This window comes from Motilibacter peucedani (genome assembly GCF_003634695.1).
Lineage (GTDB): Bacteria > Actinomycetota > Actinomycetes > Motilibacterales > Motilibacteraceae > Motilibacter > Motilibacter peucedani.
The window spans coordinates 205,373-225,543 of sequence record NZ_RBWV01000010.1 but is presented as its reverse complement, the minus strand read 5'-3'; the positions used below and the strand labels follow the sequence as shown (position 1 = coordinate 225,543).

12 protein-coding genes and 2 pseudogenes are annotated in these 20,171 nt (G+C 69.2%); 5 read left to right on the top strand and 9 right to left on the bottom strand.

Annotated elements, in window-relative coordinates; translation table 11 throughout:
* Window positions 1-53 precede the first annotated feature (53 nt).
* On the bottom strand, window positions 54-1,853 hold the full coding sequence (locus CLV35_RS05870) for an ABC transporter ATP-binding protein (protein ID WP_121192539.1): 1,800 nt from the start codon (window positions 1,851-1,853) through the stop codon (window positions 54-56).
* Window positions 1,854-1,897: 44 nt separating this feature from the next.
* On the opposite strand from CLV35_RS05870, the gene CLV35_RS05865 reads away from it, so the two are divergent.
* From CLV35_RS05865 to CLV35_RS21060, 3 genes and pseudogenes are all read left to right on the top strand, one after another.
* Complete coding sequence (locus CLV35_RS05865) at window positions 1,898-2,380, top strand: MarR family winged helix-turn-helix transcriptional regulator (protein WP_231121540.1); 483 nt, start codon at window positions 1,898-1,900, stop codon at window positions 2,378-2,380.
* Between the two features lie 712 nt (window positions 2,381-3,092).
* A complete protein-coding gene (locus CLV35_RS19675) occupies window positions 3,093-4,826 on the top strand; it encodes a hypothetical protein (protein ID WP_147431889.1) in 1,734 nt (577 codons plus the stop codon).
* A 181-nt stretch (window positions 4,827-5,007) separates the two neighbouring features.
* Window positions 5,008-6,150: pseudogene (locus CLV35_RS21060) on the top strand (IS30 family transposase).
* A gap of 93 nt (window positions 6,151-6,243) precedes the next feature.
* Here the strand turns inward: CLV35_RS21060 and CLV35_RS05850 are convergent.
* On the bottom strand, window positions 6,244-7,686 hold the full coding sequence (locus CLV35_RS05850) for an MFS transporter (RefSeq protein WP_121192536.1): 1,443 nt from the start codon (window positions 7,684-7,686) through the stop codon (window positions 6,244-6,246).
* A gap of 105 nt (window positions 7,687-7,791) precedes the next feature.
* On the opposite strand from CLV35_RS05850, the gene CLV35_RS05845 reads away from it, so the two are divergent.
* Complete coding sequence (locus CLV35_RS05845) at window positions 7,792-8,358, top strand: TetR/AcrR family transcriptional regulator (RefSeq protein WP_231121539.1); 567 nt, start codon at window positions 7,792-7,794, stop codon at window positions 8,356-8,358.
* A 41-nt stretch (window positions 8,359-8,399) separates the two neighbouring features.
* Here the strand turns inward: CLV35_RS05845 and CLV35_RS05840 are convergent, their stop codons facing one another.
* The 3 genes from CLV35_RS05840 to CLV35_RS05830 all read right to left on the bottom strand — a co-directional run bounded on the left by CLV35_RS05840 (window position 8,400) and on the right by CLV35_RS05830 (window position 11,693).
* Complete coding sequence (locus CLV35_RS05840; RefSeq protein WP_121192534.1) at window positions 8,400-9,737, bottom strand: SMP-30/gluconolactonase/LRE family protein; 1,338 nt, start codon at window positions 9,735-9,737, stop codon at window positions 8,400-8,402.
* Between the two features lie 102 nt (window positions 9,738-9,839).
* Complete coding sequence (locus tag CLV35_RS05835) at window positions 9,840-10,310, bottom strand: DUF2505 domain-containing protein (RefSeq protein WP_121192533.1); 471 nt, start codon at window positions 10,308-10,310, stop codon at window positions 9,840-9,842.
* Window positions 10,311-10,373: 63 nt separating this feature from the next.
* Window positions 10,374-11,693, bottom strand: a complete 1,320-nt coding sequence (locus tag CLV35_RS05830) for a glycoside hydrolase family 6 protein (RefSeq protein ID WP_231121538.1) — start codon at window positions 11,691-11,693, stop codon at window positions 10,374-10,376.
* A 205-nt stretch (window positions 11,694-11,898) separates the two neighbouring features.
* On the opposite strand from CLV35_RS05830, the gene CLV35_RS05825 reads away from it, so the two are divergent.
* Complete coding sequence (locus CLV35_RS05825; protein ID WP_183061761.1) at window positions 11,899-12,372, top strand: cellulose binding domain-containing protein; 474 nt, start codon at window positions 11,899-11,901, stop codon at window positions 12,370-12,372.
* Window positions 12,373-12,522: 150 nt separating this feature from the next.
* Here CLV35_RS05825 and CLV35_RS05820 read toward each other — a convergent pair whose 3' ends face one another.
* From CLV35_RS05820 to CLV35_RS20970, 4 genes and pseudogenes are all read right to left on the bottom strand, one after another.
* Window positions 12,523-14,157: a nuclease-related domain-containing DEAD/DEAH box helicase gene (locus tag CLV35_RS05820; protein WP_121192531.1), complete on the bottom strand. Its 1,635-nt coding sequence runs from the start codon at window positions 14,155-14,157 to the stop codon at window positions 12,523-12,525.
* 628 nt (window positions 14,158-14,785) lie between these two features.
* Entirely contained in the window at window positions 14,786-15,745 is a 960-nt protein-coding gene (locus CLV35_RS05815) for an IS481 family transposase (protein ID WP_121192530.1), read from the bottom strand.
* 613 nt (window positions 15,746-16,358) lie between these two features.
* Window positions 16,359-17,468 (bottom strand): PD-(D/E)XK motif protein, encoded by a 1,110-nt coding sequence (locus CLV35_RS05810; protein ID WP_183061759.1) that lies wholly within the window; start codon window positions 17,466-17,468, stop codon window positions 16,359-16,361.
* Between the two features lie 991 nt (window positions 17,469-18,459).
* Window positions 18,460-19,662: pseudogene (locus CLV35_RS20970) on the bottom strand (Z1 domain-containing protein); the annotation flags it as partial.
* Between the last annotated feature and the right edge of the window lie 509 nt (window positions 19,663-20,171).

The following is a 20,171-nucleotide window of genomic DNA, read 5'->3' as shown; positions in this document are numbered from 1 at the left end:
GACAGCTTGAAGTGCACACGCAGCGGCCCGAGAGGAGCAGCCGGACACGCGCGTCAGGCGGCGAGGGCTGCGTAGGTGCCGTCGACGGCGAGGAGGTCGTCGTGCGTACCTGTCTCGACCACTCGCCCCGCGGAGAGCACCGCGATCTGGTCGGCGTGCCGGACCGTCGAGAGCCGGTGGGCGATGGTGAGGATCGTGCGACCCTCGGCGAGCCGGTCGAACGCCTGCTGCACAGCGCGTTCGGTCTCGTTGTCGAGGGCGCTGGTGGCCTCGTCGAGGACGAGCACCCGCGGGTCGCGGAGCAGCGTACGCGCGATGGCGATCCGCTGCTTCTCGCCGCCGCTGAAGCGGTGGCCGTTCGAGCCCACCACGGTGTCGTAGCCCAGCGGCAGCCCCTCGATGAGCGAGTGGATCTGCGCGGCGCGGGCGGCCCGCTCGATCTCGGCGTCGGTGGCGTCAGGCTTGGCGTAGCGCAGGTTCTCGCGCACGGTCGCGTGGATGAGGTAGGTGTCCTGGCTGACGACCCCGACGATGCCGGCGAGGTCCTCGAGCCGGAGGTCGCGCAGGTCGATGCCGTCGATGGTCACGCGCCCGGAGGTCGGGTCGTGCAGGCGGGAGACGAGGGACGCGAGGGTCGTCTTGCCCGAGCCGGTCTCGCCGACGAGGGCCAACGACGACCCCGCCGGCACAGACAGGTTGATGCCCGCGAGAGCGGCGGTGTCGGAGCCCTCGTAGGCGAAGGTGACGTCCTCGAAGCGCAGGTCGCCGCGGACCTCGCGCGGCGAGACGTGCCTGGGCTCCACCGGGTCGGCGATCTCCACGGGCAGGTCGAGGTAGTCGAAGATGCGGGCGAACAGCGCGAGCGAGCTGGTCAGGCTGACCCCGACGTCGAGCAGGCCCATCAGCGGCCGGAACAGCGCGGCCTGCAGCGAGGTGAAGGCGACCAGCGTGCCGATGGTCATGCCGCCCGAGGTCGCAGGGAGCCCCGCGGCAAGGTAGATCAGCGCCGGGATCGCCGCGAAGACGATGCTCATCGACGCCATGCGCCAGCGGCCGGCGAGGTCGGAGCGCAGCTCGAGGTCGACCAGGCGCTCCGACGAGCGCGTGAACCGGTCGACGAGGTGGCGGCTGGTGCCGAGGGTCTTGCTGAGCTGTACGCCGCCGACCGAGAGGCTCTCCTCGATCGTCACGTTGAGGTCGGCGAGCTCGCGCTGCCGCTCGGCCGTGATCGTGCGGCGCATGCGCGCGACGCGGCGGCTGAGCAGGACCGCCGGCGGCATGACCAGCAGGGTGAGCAGCGAGAGCCGCCACGAGAGCGCCACCATGGCGACCGCTGTCGCGACCGTGGTCGTGAGGTTCGAGGCGATCGAGGTCGCGGTCGAGGTGACGACCGACTGCATGCCGCCGATGTCGTTGGTGATGCGCGACTGCACCTCGCCGGTGCGGGTGCGCGTGAAGAAGTCGAGCGACTGGCGCTGCAGGTGCGTGAAGACGTCGGTCCGGAGCCGGTGCATCACCTGCTGACCGACCCGGGTGCTGATCCAGGTCTGCACGACGCCGAGCGCGGCGGTCGCCGCGGTGATGCCGACCATCGCGAGCGTGAGGCCGACGAGCAGGCCGACGTCCTGCCGCGGGATCGCGGAGTCGAGCAGCGCACGGAGCAGGAACGGCGAGGCCAGACCCGCGAGCGAGCTCGCGACGATGGTCGCCGAGACGGTGGTGAGCTGGAGTCCGTAGGGCGTGAAGAGCCGCGCGATGCGGCGCAGCGAGACCTGCTGGGCCTGCTGCTTCTCGGCGGCGCGCTGCTGGCCGGTGGGGCGGCGGTCTGAGCCGCGCTGGGGATGTCCTGCCACGTGGGGCGACCTCCTGCGAGGGAAGATGTGGGACGAGGTCCTCGTTGCTGAGGTTACCTCACTATCCACCCAACCGCGAGGAGGCCGCCGCCATTCCCGAGCACGCCGCGCACGAGCAGCCCACCGACGCCGAACTCGCCGACGCGTTCTGGTCGGTGTCCAAGACGCTGCGCCGACAGTCGATGGTCGGCCTGGCCGCGTGGGACCTCTCCCCCTCGCACGCCCGTGCCCTGCGCGCCATCGCCTCCGGCGACCCGGTGCGGCTCAGCGCGCTCGCGGAGCGGCTGCGCATCGCGGCGCGCTCGGCGACCGAGGTCGTCGACACGCTGGCCGAGCGCGGGCTGGCCGAGCGGCGTACGGATCCGGCCGACCGCCGCGCGACCCTCGTCGCGCTCACCGACGCAGGCCGCGAGCTCCAGGAGGCGATGCGCGCAGCGCGCGCCGAGGAGGCGGGTCGGCTGTTCGGCCGCCTGCCGGAGGCGGACCGCGCCGAACTGCTGCGGATCCTGCGGACGCTGCATGCGTAGCCGGCCTGACCCGGCGCGACGGCGAGTCGGCGACCCGACAGAGCGAACAGCAAGTCGCCTCGAGACAGCAGCGATCAGGGACATTCGTCGAGTGACTCTCGCTGATAGGGGGTCGATGGCGCCCCTTCAGGCTTGACGCGACAACAAGACCAGAACTGAACAGCGACTCCGTGGCGTACCTGAGTGAGGCAGCCTCGGCAGGGTGCTCACCCCACGGCGTCTGCCCGGTCGGCAGAAGACACGCTCCAGTGGTGGACTGACAGGACCACCTCTCCTACAGTCAGCGGCAAGGTCAGCATCGGTCTGGCCGTCGTGACCGGATCGAACGCCGCGCGTACCGACATGGGAGAAGCAGTTGAATGTCATTGAGCTAGCTGAGGGGCTCCCGCGTGTCGGCGATGCCGTATACGTGCAGGCGACCGGTTCAGGCTTCCAAGATGATGTGGAACAGAAACAAGATTACGTCCCGCCAAACCTGACCTTACTCAGAGCGGACGCTGACGCACGTGCCACTTTGATCACCGCTCCAGCCGCCGCAGGAAAGTCGACGTCTGCAATGGCGATCGCCGCGACGAGCGGAGCGCTTTACGCAGACCTCGCCGGGCGACGCGTCGGAGACGGTAGTTTCCTAGGGCTACTCGAAGAGGCTCTCGGCGAAGAAGCAGGTCTGCAGTTTCGGAGGGACCTACGGGCTGGTAGATCGGCTTTGATCTTGGACGCACTGGACGAAATCCATGTTACGAGTGGCGAAACAGCTTTCGTTGCCTTTTTGACAGGTTTATGCCGGTATCTCCGCACGTCAATCGCGGACGGCAATGTTGTACTCTTCGCTCGAGCCGAAACCTCCAACTGGGTGAGGTATGTCTTCGAGAACGAGGGCGTCGGCCTGCGTGAATTCGAATTGAATTACTTCACGCGATCACAGTCGGATGAATACCTGGACCGCAAGCTTGACTCTCTTTACCAAAGGGCGCAGAGCCCTTTGGTTCATCGCACACATCGTCGGCCTTTCGAGGCGGCGAAGGCTTCGCTGTACCAGCGCCTCGCCAATGCGCTCGGCTACGCATCGATTGACGCGACTTGGGAAGCGCTGGACGGAGGGCGGCTTCTCGGCTATAGCCCCGTATTGGAGGGGTTAGCGTCCTTTCTGGCAGTGTCTGACCATCGGGCACTCGACGTACCTGTGGAAGTGGGCGGGGCGCTACGAGAGTGGAGCCTCTTAACGTCCTTGAACATACGACTTTTGCAGCGAGAGCAGGACAAATTCATCCAGAATTGGGTAGACGACCCGACGAGGGCGATGTTTGACAGCCTTGAGGCCCTCGAGCTCATATACACACCTGCGGAGCAGTGCGACCGCTTGCTGTCATTGACGATGCTGCGGCAACCACGGCCGGATCGACTAGTGCATATACCGGAGCCCCTGCGCGCTTCTTACGAAGAGGCAGTTGACAGCCAACTCGCGAATCACCCATTCATCAGTAACTCGACGACGTTTGTTAGCCCAGTCTTTCAAGACTTTGCTGTCGCCACCATGCTTCTTGATGATGCTACCGGTGAGCGAGGTCGAGAGGTGCAGTCCAGGATCAGAAGCGACAAGAATCAGATGAGCAGCGGGCTGGGGCCCTTTGCCCTAGCTTTACTCGAGGAACGGAAGGCCGCTCTACCCGCAGGATTGGTCGACCTTGTCTTGTCGTCCTTGTACCTTCGCCAAGACTCTCGAGTACGTTTCTCATGCGAGCTCTCGATACGAGCCGACGAGGGCAACCTCATAGTGGATACAAACATTGACGGAGTGCAGCACAATCGCATACTCGTGCCCGTTGACGGGAGCAGTAGTGCACTGCGACTTCCCGAACGCTTGCGCGACACAACCGTGGACACGGATCGCGAGGTAGAGGTTCGAGGAAGAACAATTCAAATCGGTCCCAAAGTCAGTATTGAGGCGTCTATCGCATCATTGACAGCGGACGAATGTCACATCGAAGCCACCGACTTCGTCACACTCGCAGCTGACGTCTTTATAACCAATTGGGATCAGACAGTCACGCTGCGAGGCGCCAAGCTGCAAGTATTTGCCGAAGAAACCGAAGGGTGGGTCCAACGCTACGCTAAGGCGCGACCGCAGTTGGCAGCGGAGGACGCCGAACGCGACCTCTATCGGAGTCTAAGGCGCCTCCTTCGCTTCTTCCGCAGGACGCAGCATGTGCCGGCGGGTTTCCTTGCGGCGGACCGCGAACAATTGCAGGTCTACATCCTTCGAACGGACGAACGCGCAAGGAGGTTGCTCGCTGCGCTGGAGAGGTCGGGCGATGTCACGCATAACGGAAAGGAGTACCGACTGAATCAAGGCTTCCTCAGTGGCCTCAACATGAATTTCTCCGACGTAGAGTCGTATGGCACGACTCCGGAACTCTGGGCTTACCTGCGAAGCATTCCAAGGTGACGACAGCAGACGGAGGAGATTGGAACTTCCGTCGCTATTCCTAGCTTCGGGCCGGCGATAGTCCTTGGGGGGCCCGCCGGATCGACTGCTCTACTCAAAGCCGTCGGTCAGTGTTCGATCTTGGGGGCGGTCTAGTGGGTCAGCGCAACACTCGTTGGATCCGCCAGGGACGGAGGGTGTCGTGCCGCATGGTGACTACGTAAGCTGACGCCGGAGACCGTCGACGCGCTGTGGGTGCCTGCGATCGGGGGTGGCGGCCCAGCCCGCGGCCCGCTCGCTCGGGCTGTGCCCGGGCACGGTGCGGGCTTACCTGATTCGTTGTGGCGGAGTGCGTCGGGAGCCGCGGCAGCGTGCCCGTGACCGTTTAGGGCTCCAGGAAAGGGAGGAGATCTCCCGTGGGCTGGCCGCCGGGAAATCGCTGCGCCGAATAGCTAGTGAGCTGGGCCGGGCGCCCTCGACGGTCTGCCGTGAAGTCGCTCGTCACGGCGGTCGATGCCGTTACCGAGCCGCTCGCGCGGATCAGGACGCCTGGGTCCGGGCAGCGCGGCCGAAGCGCTGCAAGCTCGCGGTCAACACCGAGCTGCGGCGGGTCGTGCAGGACAGACTGGAGCACCGGTGGTCACCTGCGCAGATCGCCGGCTGGCTGCGGGCGACGCAGCACCCGCCCGGAGCGCAGGTAGCGGGTGAGCTCCTTACTAGCGCGCCCCGGGACTGCACGTAGAAGCTGAGGTAGATGCTCTCGTGTGAGACCTGATGGTCGGGTCTCCCGGGTACTCGAGGCGTCCGGCTCCCCGACGGGCGCGGTGGGCGGCCGAACACGCTGCACATCTCCCAGCGTCCCGCCCAAGCGCACGACCGGGCAGTGCCCGGGCACTGAGGGGGCGACCTGGTGTTCGGCCGGGCGATGAGCCCGGTCGCGACCCTGGTCGAGCGCTCGGCCCGCTACCTGATGCTCGTGGCACTGCCGCGCGGGGACCACCAGGCCGACGCCGTCGCCGATGCCCTCGCGGCCGCCATCACCACGCTGCCGCACCATCTGGCGAAGTCGCTGACCTGGGACCTCGGGCACGAGATGGCGCAGCATCAACGCTTCTCCGCCAAGAATAGAATGACTGTTTATTTCTGCGACCCGAAATCGCCGTGGCAGCGAGGCAGCAATGAGAACACCAACGGTATGCTGCGCCAGTACCTGCCTCGGACCCTCAACTTCCGCACGCTTAGCCAGGACGACCTCGACGTCATCGCGCGTGAGCTGAACGAGCGCCCTCGACAGACCCTTGGCTTCAGGACACCATCACAAGCACTCGGCGAGGTGTTGCACTGACCGCCTGAACGCGCAGGTCGGGGCCGTTATGTACCACTGAACTCGGGGATCAACGGCGAACGGGCGGGTGTCAACAGGCGGACCCCCGTAACGTCAGCCCTGTCGGCGGTTTGTTACGGAGATCATGGCGAGCGAGCCCAGGACCAACAGCGTCGCGCCGAGGAAGACGTGGTCGATCCCGGTGGTGAAGCGGAGGACGCCGGCAGCGGTGTGCACGCCGAAGTCCGCCGAGCGCCCGAACACGGTCACTAGCAGGGCGACCCCGAGCGCCGCGCCGAGCTGCTGCGACACGTTGACCAGACCGGACGCGGCTCCCGCGTCCTCGGGTGCCACACCGGAGATCGCGGCACCGGTCAGCGTCACGAACGAGATGCCGTTGCCGAAGCCGAACAGCACGAGGCTCACCAGCACCAGCGCGAACGGCGTGCCAGGCGAGAGCTGGGTGTCGAGCGCCAGCCCGACGCCGGAGATCGTGAGCCCGGCGAGCATCAGCAGGCGGGCCGGGTAGCGCACCGAGAGCCACCGGGCGGTGAGCTGCGAGGCCGTGAAGACCGAGAGCGGCAGCGGCAGGAAGGCCAGGCCGGCCTCGACGGGCGAGAACCCGCGTACCTCCTGCAGGAACTGCGTGAGGTAGAAGAACATGCCGTAGGCACCGGCGTAGAGGAGCCCGCGGGCGGCGTTGGCGCCGGAGCGCGGCGCGCTCGCCAGCAGACGGAGGGGCAGGATCGGCTGCGCCGCACGGGATTCGACGAGGGCGAAGGTGGCGAGGAGCGCCGCGCCCAGGGCGAGCGGCACGAGCGTACGCGGCGACCCCCAGCCGGCCGACGTGCTCTCGACCAGTCCGTAGACGAGCGAGCCGACGCCGGCGGTGGAGGTCAGCGCGCCGGCGACGTCGAACGACACGCGGGCGCGCGCCGTCTCACCGAGCACGCGCGAGCCGACGACGAGGGCCGCCAGCCCGAACGGCAGGTTGACGAGGAAGACCCAGCGCCACGACGCGTACTCGGTCAGCACTCCTCCGGCGAGCAGGCCGGTGGCGGCGCCGCCGACCGAGACCGCTGCGTACAGGCCCAGGGCGCGTACGCGTTCGGCGGGGTCGCGGTACGCAGTGGTCAGCAGCGCCAGCGCGGCCGGCGCGGCGAGCGCGCCACCGACGCCCTGGACGCCGCGGGCCAACAGCAGCATCCAGTCCTGCGTGGCCACGCCGCCGAGCAGCGAGCCGACCACGAACACGACGATGCCGAGCAGGAAGGCGCGGCGCCGGCCGAGGATGTCGCCGCACCGCGCGCCGAACATCAGCAGTCCGCCGAACGTGAGCGCGTAGGCGTTGATGACCCACGACAGACGCGCCGGGGTGAAGTCGAGCGCGCGCTGGAGCTCGGGCAGCGCGACGTTCACGATCGTCCCGTCCAGCACGACCATCAGCTGGGTCAGGAGGATCACGGCCAGGAGCAGCGTCCGGCGGGGCGGTGCGGCTGGAGCAGCGGGAGGAGCGGTGGGGAGGGCGGTGACGCTCTCGAGTGTGGCCTCAGCCATGGCGAGGGCCCTTCGGCTAGGAAACGGAGACTGCCTCCGCTAACCATACGGAGGGTTCCTCCGGTTGTCCACTCCTCTTCTCGGATGACGTGGCACCATGGAGGGGTGACCACGCCGGCGACCGCTCCCCGACCCATGCGGGCGGACGCGCGCCGCAACTACGACCGGCTCGTGGCCGCCGCGCGCGAGGAGTTCGCCGAGCGGGCCCACGACGCGGCCATCGAGGACATCGCGAGGCGGGCCGGCGTGGGCGTCGGAACGCTCTACCGCCACTTCCCGCGGCGGATCGACCTGGTCGAGGCGGTCTACGCCGAGGAGATCGACACCCTCATCGCGACCGTCGACGAGGCCGAGGAGATGCCGGACGCCTACGCCGGGCTCACGCGCTGGCTGCACGCCTACGCGACCTACGCCTCGAACAAGCGCAACCTGCTCAAGGAGCTGCAGGAGGCGTTCGAGCGCGACCCGGGGCTGAAGCTGCAGCTGCGCGAGCGGCTCTCGGCCGCGGCGACCCGGGTGCTCGGGCGCGCGCAGGAGGCCGGGGCGGTGCGGGCCGACGTCAGCGGCGACGACCTGCTGCGCCTGGTCGGCGGCATCTGCATGTCGGCGACCGGCACGGCCGAGCAGAACGAGCGGCTGCTCGAGGTCGTGCTGGCGGGTCTACGCACCTGACGCGTGCCGGGGCGGATGTTCCAGCTCCGGAGCTCCGGAGCTCAGGGGCGGAAGCGCTCCACGTAGTCGGACGTGCCGTTCGTGACGAGGGTGAGCCCGTTGACGAGGTAGCCGCCGGCGGGGTCGACGTAGACGCTCGGGCACCAGTCCGCGTTGCGGCGCCCGTCGGTGGACGTGCCGTCACCGTCGAGGCTGAACGACCGGTCCAGCGCCCCCGTCGTCGTGAAGCGGGTGACCGAGCAGTAGCGCCGGTCGGGGTGGACGGTGCTCAGCCCGAGGCCGGCGACCACGACGCGACCCTGCCCGTCAACTGCCGCACCCTGCCCGATGCTGGCGCTCGTGGCGTTGTGGGGATCGATCGCGAGCCCGTTGTAGGCGGTCGCGACCCCGCCGCGTCCCCACGTGGTGCGGAGCGCTCCCGTGGAGCTGAGCCGGACGACGGTGACCGGCGGGGGCACGTGCCCACCCGAGGGCAGCACCGAGCCCGAGACCACCAGGTCACCGCCGGGCGCGAGCACCAGGTTGCTCGCCCTGCCCAGCGGCAACGGCAGGATGCCGCCGGTGCCGTACGCCGTGTCGAGGGCGCCCGACGGCGTCACCCTGGTGAGGTACGGCTTGCCGGACGCGGCCATCAGCACGTCGACCGTGCCGTCGGGGCGGGCGGCGAGACCGATCCCCGGCGCGGCGAGCTCGAGGTCGCAGGCGTCGGGGTCGACGAAGCCACAGGGAGTGGGCGGGAGCAGCGTCGAGCCGGTCTGCCTCCCGGCGGCGTCGAAGCGCAGCAGGCGCGGCGAGCTCTGCGAGACCGCGAGGACGGAGCCGCCGCCGGGCAGCAGGACCGGTCCCGCGACCTGGGCGCCGAACCACGCCGGGTCGAGCGGGAAGGACACCGCCCGGGCGCCGCCGGGACCGAAGCTCGTGTCGGGCGCCCCGGAGGGCAGCAGGCGGACCAGCTCGACGAGGTTGCCGGACGTCGCGGAGAGGAGCAGCCGCGAGTCGGGGAGCTCGACGACGCCGTGCAGCTCGAGCGGGCTGAAGGTCGGCTCACCGGGCCGCGGGTAGGCGAGGCGGACCCGGCCGCTCCCGCCGCCGAAGGCCGGGTCGAGCGCACCGCCAGCCGTCAGCCGGCTGAGCACGAGGTCGCCGCTGCGCTGGTCGCTGGAGTAGGTGAGGGTCGCGGCGTCGCGCTGCACGAGCGCCGCCCAGCCGACATCGGCGCGCTGCCCCGCGCTCCCCCACGAGGTGTCGATGTCCTGCGAGGTCAGGGCGGCCGCGGGGCCGGCGGCGAGAACCGGTCCCAGGACGAGCGCGAGCCCGGCGGCGAGGACCGCGCCCGCCCGCAGGCGGGTGCGGGCGAGCAAGGTGCGGGACGCGTACATCGTTCCCCCCGAGGGCGACGGACCGGCCAGGGTCCGGACGCTAGCGCAGGGTGCGGGACGGGTCCATACGCGTACGGCGCGGCGTCTCGACGGCCTGCGCCGTCACCCCTGCCAGGCAGCGAGCCGGCGGGCGAGGTCGGCGAAGGCCTGCGGCACGTACTTGACCGCCTGGCCCTCGGCGACGCCGCCGAGGAACGCGACGCGTACGTTGAGCTCGCCGGCGAAGCTCAGGCGGCTGCCGGCGGGTGCTGGCTCGATGCGTACGGTGCCGGTGACGTCGGCCTTGTGCTTGGCAACGACGTCGACGCGGACGTCACCCGCGCTGCGGCTGGCCCACCGGGTGGTGGTGCTGACAGCGGCGGAGTCGCCTGCGAGCGCACGCGCCTGGCTCGGCACGGGGACGGTCATGCTGCTGCGCGTGACGGTGGCGCCGCCCTCGTCGACCGTCTCGACCTGCGGGGCGGGGAGCTTGTTCGCCTCGGCGTAGGAGCGCCAGAACTCCGGGGAGGTCAGCGCCGCGTAGACGTCGTCGGGCGTGCGGGCGACCTCGCCGCTGTAGTCGACCTTCTTCATGGGCCTGCCCCTCCACTCGTGACACGTGTGGAGGGGCAGGCTATCCGAGCCGCGGGAGGGGTCCTACGGCTGCAGTGGCGGCACCGCGAGCTGGGCGAGCTGCAGCGCCTGCTGCGGGAACCAGCCGCCGGCCGCGGGATCGGTGATGCCGCCCCACTCCGGGTCGGTGGTGCTGCCTGCGATGCCGCGGTTGCACTGCCCGTCGGACTGCCCCGGCGTCTTGATCCAGAGCTTGGCGTCGAGCAGCGGGTCGCCGGTGTTGCGGGTCGGCCGCTCACCGAGGCCGCGGCCGGGAGGGTTGCACCAGTCCTGCTTGTCGGGGTACGTCGCGGTCGGCGCCCAGGGACCCTGGCCGTTGCGGCTGGTGTCGATGACGAAGTGCGCCTTCGGCGTGATGCCGGCCATCATCGAGGCGTAGCGCTCGTTGATGCCGAGCGTGTTCAGCGCCGGGTTGGTGGCGGTGTCGCTCCACACGCCGAAGTTGTCGAGCGCGACGCCGTTGTAGCCGTTGCTCGGGCCGCCGTTCCAGTACTGGTTCGGGCAGTCGTTGCCGGTCTTGCCGGGCACCGTCGTGGTGTAGGCGATGCACTGCGAGACCCAGTCGCCGTACTGCGTGAGGTTCTGGGTCCACTGGTAGTTCGACACGTTGACGAAGAACCCGGCGGCCTTCTGCACGCCTGCCTTGACCAACCGGTCGGCGGACTCGCCGACGTTCTGCCAGGCAGTGTGCGTGGCGTCGAGGTAGACCCGGGTGCCGGACTTCTTGGCCAGCGCCTTGACGGCGTGGTTGAGCTGCTCGAACCGGTTGGCCGCGCTGGGCGCAGCCCCGGGGTCGGCGTTGAGGTCGACACCGGGCGGCGGGGCGATGGTGCAGTTGCTCGACCCGTCGAGCGGCGAGGTGTAGTTCGGGATGAGGCCCAGGCCGTCGGGCTCGAGGATGATGTCGGCGCGGTGGCTGGCGAGGCCATCGGCGAAGGCGTCCACCCAGGCGTTGTAGGCCTTGGTGTCGGCCGCGCCGCCCGAGGAGTACTGCCCGCAGTCGCGGTAGGGCAGGTTGTAGATCACCAGCGTCGGGACGGCGCCCTGCTTCTTGGCGTCGTGCATCGTGCGGCGGACGGCCTTGCGGACCTGGTCGGGCGTGCCGCTGGTGAACCAGACCGCCTGGGCGGTCTTGGTCTCCTTGGCGACCAGCGCCGCGTCCTGGGTGTTGCCGGCCGCCTTCAGGGCGGCGATCTGGGCGGCCGACCCGGGAGGCGCGGGCGGCACGTAGAGGCGGTTGGCGTCGAAGGGGCCGGTGGCGGCGGAGGCCGGGAGGGCCGTCACAGCGGCCAGGGCGGCTGCTGCCGTGAGGACCACGGCGGAGCGGCGGCGCAAGTGGGACAAGGTCGACTCCTGTGTCGATTCGGCGAGCGGGAGAGCGCTCTCAGGGATGCTGCGTCCTTCCGGGCGAGATGTCAACGGTGTACTCGGTGGCGTTTCTCCGCTGAGCAAGCCGTGTGCGGGTCGTGTCGTCAGGACGATGTCGGACGCACTCACTACGCTCACCCGGCGGGCCGCCTGGCCCGGGTCGACGAAGAGAAGGACGCAGATGACAACACGCACCGGACGAGTGGCAGGTGCGCTGGCTGCCGCCGCACTCCTGTCGGCCCCGGCCACTCCAGCCTTCGCCGCTCACAAGGACAAGAAGCCGGCGCCGACGACGGTCGCGACGGACTGCGTCGCCACGATCAAGACGGCTCGCACCAGCTGGAGCGCGAAGAGCGGCCGCACGGTCGGGTGGCAGGCCACGATCAAGGTCACGAACCTCGGCGCAGCGCCAGTCATCTGGAACATCAGCTGGGACTACGGCGCCGAGCCGACGACCCACGTGACCAAGCTGTGGCTGGGCGACGACGAGCCGGCGACGTGGCGCGCCGACGGGTCGATCTTCCACGTGTCGCCGCAGTCGTGGGACCGCGTCCTCCAGCCGGGGAAGACGCTGACCATAGGGCTCGTGGGCGACGGCGGGTTCCCGAAGTTCGACGACCTCGAGATGAGCTCGGCGGGCTGCACGGCCCACTGACGAGATCGAGCATCACCGGCCGGGGGCAGTGCCCTCGGCCGGTGGCGCGGTCAGCGCCGGAGGTCGTCCTTGACCAGCCGAGTCTCGTCGTCTACCTCGAGGATCCTCGCGCCACGGTCGTACGCGGGACTGGCGAATCCCGCCCGGCGATTACTTGACCGGCGTGCTGATCGACCTGAGGACTGACTCTCCCCCGATCTCGGAGATGTCCTTCGGATCACCGCACACGACGAGCAGGTCCCGAGCGCGCGACAGCGCGACATACAGCTTCTCCTTGGCGCGGTCCTTGCCGAAGCCGTTGAGCGCGAGGACGACTGCGGGCCGCTCGAGCCCCTTGAAGCCGAGGACGTGACCGTAGAAGACCTGGTCCTTGTCCCAGAAGCTCTCCCAGTACTCCTTCTGCCCGGCCGCCTGCCGCTCGGTCTGCTCAGGGTGGCGCTTCCCGGTGGTCAGCAGGGCGACGTGCTCCGGGGACCAGCCCTCCTCGAGCAGCACGTCGATCTGGTCGTCGGCGACCGACAGCGCGTCCTCAGCGGAGCAGGAGACGAAGCGCACGGGCGCGCCCTCGCCACCCCGCGTACGCATCGGCAGCGACGTCAGGCTGCCGAACGTACGCGCGATGGGCTTGGTGTTGCGCAGGTTCTCCTCGAGCATGATCGGCACGAGCGACACGGGTGCGCGGCCCTGCCGGGCGAAGACGCGCTGCCCCTCGTCGGCGAAGACGAACAGCCGGCCCTGCTCCTCGTCCTTGAGCCCGGCCAGCAGCGCGGGCCACCAGGAGTCGGCGAAGTCCTGCGCCTCGTCGACGATGATCGCGTCGAACAGGCGGCCCTTCTTCTGCTCCGCAGCGCGCTCGAGCATCTCCTGGGACAGCCGGCGCTCCCAGTAGTCGCTGTCGTCATCCGCACCGGGCTGAGCGCCCCACTGGAGGCCGAGGTCGTGGAACGTCCCGACGTAAGCGGGGCGGTGTCGGCGGTCGAACGTCGCCACGCGGCGGTCCATGAAGGCCGCGAGACCTCGGGAGTAGCAGACGAGCGCCACCCGCTTGCCGTCCTTCGCCAGGCGCTTGGCCTGCTCGACCGCGAGCCACGTCTTGCCCGATCCGGCGCCGCCGAGGACCTCGACCCGCGGGAGCAGGCCGAGTGCGCCGATGATGACTGCCTGCCGCTCGGTCAGGAGCTCGACCTGGGCCTCCCGCTCGCGCATCTCGGCGAGCAGGCTCGGCTGCGGCAGCATGCGGCCGGCGAGGATCTCCACGATGTCGGCGACGGTGTCGTGGTCCGGCTCCGGGTTCTCCGAGTCCTGCCGCCGAAGGACCTGGCGCAACCACTCCCCCGGGTCGGCGGTCAGGTTGCCGCGGTCGAGCATCATGTAGCGCGGTGCATTGGGCCGACGAAACCCCTGCGGCAGGTCCGTGAACGGGAAGCAGACCATGTGTGCCATCCGGGTTCTCCCTCGTCCCCACCGCGGATCGCGGCTGAGGTAGCGCTGCAGCGCGTGCTTCGCCCTCAGCGCCTGGTTGACCGGGTCGATCGGCGCGTCGCGTGCGGTCGTACGCCAGTTCTGCCCGTCGTGGTAGACGTTGCCGCCCTTGACCTCGACGACGACGGTCCCGAAGCCCGGCAGGATCACGACGAGGTCGGCCTCGTAGTCTTGGGTCTCATCAGTGATGCGCAGGTTGCTGACGAGTACGTCGTCCGGCCCGAGCGCGGCCCTGACCGCCTCCCAAGCAACCTTCTCGGAGGTCGTCGTAAAGTTTGGGTGCTCAGGCAGACATCTCGGCATGTGGCACTCCTCTGCTATGCGTCGGGGTCAGGATGCCTCATCAAGGCGGAAGAGGCTGGACCCGCCACTGCCGGCGTTTGGGTCTGCCCAGGGTCCGGTTGACACTTCCCCTGTAACGATCCTGTCCTTGTTGGAAGGATCAGCATCGCCCCACGCTGTGCCCCAACGGCGTCCGCGACTGCGCGATTAGGTCGCCGCCAGGGCGACCTGGCTGTGAGCTCTCCTACGGCCTGGGCTCCTCGTCCAGGGTCGAGAACGATCCTCGCGGCGGCGTCGAGCTCGTACCAAAGCCGCTTCGCGCAGGTCGTCGAGTACGTTGCGGTTTGAGATCGATGTTGCGTTCGACCGCTGGCTATTTTCGTTGAGCTGCCACTGGACAGCGCGAGCGCAGGCCCCACGGCGCCACAGACGCTTGCCGCGCCAGTTGCATCTACGAGAGCCCAGCGCAGGGACGTGGCGATCTTGCCGCCGCTAACGATGGTGCTGAGCCGCCGGCCTCCTTTGCTTAGGGCCGTCGCACCAGCTCGTAGCGCTGCGAGGGTCTCAGGCGCCAGCCGTACGATGCACCGTGCGCTTGCGGACGCACTGGCTGCCTGCGTCGCGACGTTTAGGAGTCCCGCGCTCTCGGCTAGCTGTAGTGCCCCGGGAGGTTGTTGACGCGGCTGACTGGGGGCTTGACTTCGAGTGCGGTGTGGGCGCGGTGGTGGTTGTAGTTGTGGAGCCAGGATGACAGGGCCGCGGTGCGCTCTTGGTTGCTTGTGAAGACCTCGCGGTAGGCCCACTCGGTGAGCAGGGTGCGGTTGAGGCGTTCGACCTTGCCGTTGGTCTGCGGCCGGTAGGGGCGGGTCCGCTTGTGTGTGATGCCGGCCGAGCGCAGGGCCGCGGCCCACAGGTGGCTGCGGTAGCAGGCCCCGTTGTCGGTCAGCACCCGTCGGACGGTGATCCCGTGGGCGGTGAAGAACGCCTGCGCCCGGGACCAGAACGCCACGGCGGTCGCGGCCTGCTCGTCGGGCAGCACCTCGCAGTAGGCGAGCCGGGAGTGGTCGTCGACCGCGCTGTGGACGTACTCGTGCCCGACCCGCTGGCCGGCGGAGCGGGCGCGGTGAGCGGCGAGGTCTGCTGCGCTGCCGCGCCCGTGGGCCTGCCAGCCACCGCCGTCGCGCAGCTTGCCGAGCTTCTTGATGTCGACGTGGACCAGATCACCGGGCTCGTCGCGCTCGTAGCGGATCGGCGTGCCCGACGGCCGGTCCAGCCACGCCAGCCGTGGCACGCCGTGCCGGGTGAGGACCCGGTGGACCGTCGAGGCGGGCAGGCCCACGATCCCGGCGATCCGGGCCGGCCCAAGCCGGCGCTCCCGTCGCAACGCGAGGACCTGCTCCTCGACCTCGGCGCTGGTACGCCGCGGGCTGGTCCGCGGCCGGCTCGACCGGCTCTGCAGCCCCGCCACGCCCTCCTCACGCCAGCGCCGCCACCACTTGTAGCCGGTCGCCCGACTCACCCCCAGCCCGGCCGCGACGTGCGCGACGGGACGACCCTCCAACACGCGCTGGACCAGCAGCCAGCGCCCGTAGACCGACAGCTGCGGCATAACCTGCGACACGAGACCTCCGGCGTGGTGAGTCCTAGACACACCCACTACGGCCGGAGGTCTCGCCCTTGATCAAGTAGCCACGCCGTCAACAAGGTCCGTGGGCACTACAGCTAGCGCTCGGACGACTCCCTTCTCGTGTTCCTTGCCAGGTGAGCGATCGGCTCCAGATTCGGTCCGAACCCGGCTGACAAGCTACTGACTACGAGGAAGGTTCCCTATATCGTCGAGGGGTAGCAAGGTTGGCAGCTGCGTGGGTCTCGTCCGCCACCTCGCCAGAGGCGTCCGTGCCTGGATCTACCTCGGCCATTGTGTCTCCTCGTGCTCGCTCTACAGTGCAGTGCCTGCTTGCTTCTCAACGGGGCGAGGCCGAACGAGCCTGGAAGGACCGCTCGAGGGCCCCTCCTTCATCGTTGGCCGCCACAGCGACCGGAACCACGGCCCAAGCAGTGGGGCGGAGTGAGACGACGGCTTCAGATCCGTGGCGCCGTGAACTGTCGGCGGGACGATGCTCCTGCGTCAGACAAACGGCTCCGCTGGGTGGAGTCCAGCAGAGCGGGAAGGGCGGGAGTCAGACATGTCATCTAGGGCCCGCACAAGCGGCGCGTCTGCATCACGGCGTCCCCCCGCCGTAGGAGCGGCGCAGGATCTCGGAGACGGCGGATGTGAGCCCGCGGACCGGGTTCATGTCCCCACGCACCTCGTCGGGCAGGCTGAGGCGGTACCTGACGGAGTCCGGGTCGACGTGAGTGGCGCGGCGGATGTCGTGCTCCCGTAGAAGCTCGATCAGGCCGTCCGACATGTCGTAGCACCGGACGAACGTGTGGCGGAAGCGTCGCGTGTACGCCGCGTTCGTGGCCATCGTCAGGTGCTGGTAGCCGATCTGGTTCGGCTCCCCGTAGGCCTCGGTGTTGGCGAGCAGGCGCGCGACCGCGGGGCCGGCCGCGCGCCCCATCGTGGCGTGAACGCGGCCCAAGATGGCCTCGACGAGTCCGGGCAGCGTCGTCGAGGTGCTCTCGTCCTCGTCGACGTGAGCCCACTCAAGCCCGATGCTCACGAGGAGCAGGGCGTGCTCATCGACCCCATCAACGCCGTGCCCGACGTCAACCTGCTGGTACCCCTGCACGAGGTGAGAGGACGAGGTGCGGGTGGTGGTCTTGACCTCGACGCCTACGTCTCCAACCTGGAAGTCGCGCGGCGCCTCGAGGTACCCCGTCCACGACGCGAGCAGGGCCTCGACGTGGTGGTCGCCGGCGCACCGCAGCAGTGCCTCGAGGACGAGCAGCTCGCCGGCAAGGCCGAGCAGAGCGCGGTCAGCGATGCGCAGGCGCTCGAGCGCAAGCTCGATCACCGGCTCGGTGAGCTGAAATGCGGCGCGGACGTCCTCCTCGGCTCCGTTGCGCAGAAGTTCCGTGCAGAGGAATGCGGCAACCTGGTCATAGTGCCCCGCGGCTGGCAGCAGCAGCCGAGACGCAAGGAGGTCCGGCGCGTCTGCCTGCCGCTGCCACGGCTGGTGCTCCAGCGCATCGCGCACCGTGCGCGATCTGGCCGGTAGCGGTGGGCCCTCGAGAAAGATCTCGATGTGGCCTGCGGAGTCGCGGGCGAGGCCGACCGGCCCGGATCCCGCGCACCAGGTGATGAGCCGTTCGTTGGGGTCGGCTGGCCGCTCGAGGCCGAGCACCAGCTCAAGCTGGTGCTCGTAACTGCGCTGCGGTGGAGTCATCGTCGTCTGCTCCTCACGAGGCCGCCAGAGCGGCGAATTGATCAGGCCCACCCAGCGGGAGCCCGAGGCCGAGGGCCACAGACGGCGTGTTGGCAGCGCGCTCAACGATGTGGAACAGCAGGAGACCAGGAGCGCCCGCGGGTCGCCAAGGCGTTTCCCCCGACGTCGGCGGTGGCGCATCCTGGCGGCGGTCGTGGTAGTCGAAGTACTGGTCGCCCGGGTAGCTCCCGTCACGGGCCTGATTGCGGCTCCCCCATGTGGCGACGAGCTCACCATGCACAACTTGGCGCTGCATGGTGCGCACAGGGAACGCCAAGTCGGCGAGCGGGCCGCGCGTCGCTTCGCTGCCGCGGCCGTAGCGGATCCCTACGTGGAACCGAGGCTGCTCGCGCTGCTTTCGGGCCAGATCCAGCATGGACCACGGGGTGCTGGCGTCGTCGGTCGGGAAAAGGCCTCGAGCATGGCGTGTGAGGCATGCGTCCCACAGTCTCAGGTAGGCCGCGATCTGGTACGGGCACGGGTGTTGCTGCTCGTCCGATCCCTGGGTTCCCGGCGGGCGGTAAAGCGGAGCCGGCGCGGGTGCGCCGCCGCCCTCGTCAGGGACGATGAGCCCGAGGTGGGCCTCGAGGGAGGCCCAGCGCTCCGCGTGCCACCCGGAGCGGGCGGGGCTGTACGCGTCGTAGCGCAGTTGCTCAAGGAGCTCGGCGATCTCGAGCAGCGACAGCGGCGCGTTCAGGAGACGACCTGCGGGCTCGAGGCGTCCGGGAACCAGGACCTCGTGAGAGTCGCGGCCTGCATAGAGGTCGGCGACGACGTGGGCGTTTGGGTCGTTGGCGCGGTCGTTGACCAGGCGGATGAACGGCCAGGGCCCGGGAGACAGCGGAACCGTCCGAAGGTTCGCCAGCTTGCCGGTGGCGAGGAAGCGCGACCCTTGCAGCACCTGAGGTGAGGGAGCAGTGTCCGGGTCGCTGTTCATGCTGCGGATGATGCCGCGCTTGAGCGCCTCGTCCGCCTCGTGATAGCCCCGGAACAGGTCGAGCTGGTCCCGGCGCAGGAAGACGCGGCAAAGCTCGAGGTACGCCCCGCGGTAGCCGAACCAGCGCTGCATCTGCATCTGGGTGTCGGCGAGCGGCTCGTCAGCGTGGCGCAGGAACAGTGTGGTCGTAAGGCCTTCCAGTGTGAGGCCGCGTGACATGACGTTGCCGGAGACGAAGATTGTGAAGAGGTCAGCCGGCGCCTCCCAGGAGCCGTCGGCGCGCTGCTCGGGCTCGAAGCGCGGACGGTCATCGGTCCGGGGGTCGCTGTTCACGATGGACAGGTGCGCGGCGGGCAGGACCTCGTCGAGGAGCAGCTGGCGCAGCTCGGGCCACTGCTCGTCGGCCGGGACCGGAGGCTCGTTCTGCAGGTCGAAGGCTCTGCGCACTGCGCCTGCCGTGCCGCGGTAGCGCTGCAGCCAGGCTGACCACTCGGCGTCCTCGTCGAGTACGCGCTGCCGGAGCTGGTCGAGGGGAAGGGACCGTTCGCCGGCTGCCACGGCAGCGTCGGCGGCTGCCTTGTCGCCTCCGTTGGCCCAGGCGAGGACCTCGGCTGCCGCGTCGAAGTGGTCGGAGACGGTGCCTGAGGGGTGCAGGAGCATGGAATGCGGCTCAGGGGACCTGCGCGACGCCTCGTCGCGGGTGCCGAACGACGTGCTGGTTGCTTCGCTGGGGGTGAGGCGCGAGCCCTGGTCGCGCCACAGTCGCAAAGCACCGGCGACGAGGAACGCGCGCACCGCGTCAGCGATGTCGGCCCGTGGGTTGCCGCTGGCCTCGACGGTGAGGGCGGGGTCGCGGACGGAACGGTAGAACGCCTCCCCCCCGGTGTAGTAGCCGCGTAGTTTGGCCCGTTCCCGGTATGTGGTGGTGCGGGGCTCGGTCTCTCCGCGGTCGTAAGGCGTCCGCAGCGCGATGACGAAGTCCTGGGGGGCGAGGGGGTTGTAACCGGCCTGCAGGAAGTTGGCCTGTGGTGTCGCCGTGTAGCCGACGTAGGTCACGTAGAGGTGCGGGGAGGCGGAGGACCCGTCGTGCGGCCGGCTCGCCCAGAGGTCGACGATCGCACGTGGGATCTGCTTGAGGTCGTCGAGCCGGGGATCGAGCCCGCTTTCGGCGCGAGCGTCGAGGATGGAGCCTTCGTCAGCCTCGTCGTCGAGGACCATGAGATGGAAGGGCCGTGCGGCGGCGTTGAGGGCGGGGATGACCTCTTGGTGCATGAGGTCGCGCAGTGCACGCAAGTGGTGGGCGTTCTTCATCACTACAATGAGCATGGGCCGCCGCAGCTGTAGGGCTCGCCGTACTTCAGGCCCCATGACGGAGTAGACGCGCGACAGCGGGACTTCGCCGTCGCCGCTGTCAGCACGCGGTCGCAGGATCCGGCGCTGGTCGGGGTGGGCGCCCTCGGGCAGGTCAAGCTGGGTGCGCAGGCGGTGCATGGTCTGCTGCCAGAGGGAGACACGCGTTCCGGCGAGTACGACAAGGGCGTCGAGGCCCTCGTCGAGGGCGAGTGCGGAGACACCCAGCATGGAGGCCGTCTTGCCCGACTGCACTGAGCCCATGACGAGTCCGCGCCGGACACGCGTCGCCGGCCAGTCGGCGTGGCCGGCCGGCCCTGCTCCGAGCACCCCGTGGCGCAGGATGTACCTGCTGTCCATCTCGAGGACGAACTTGC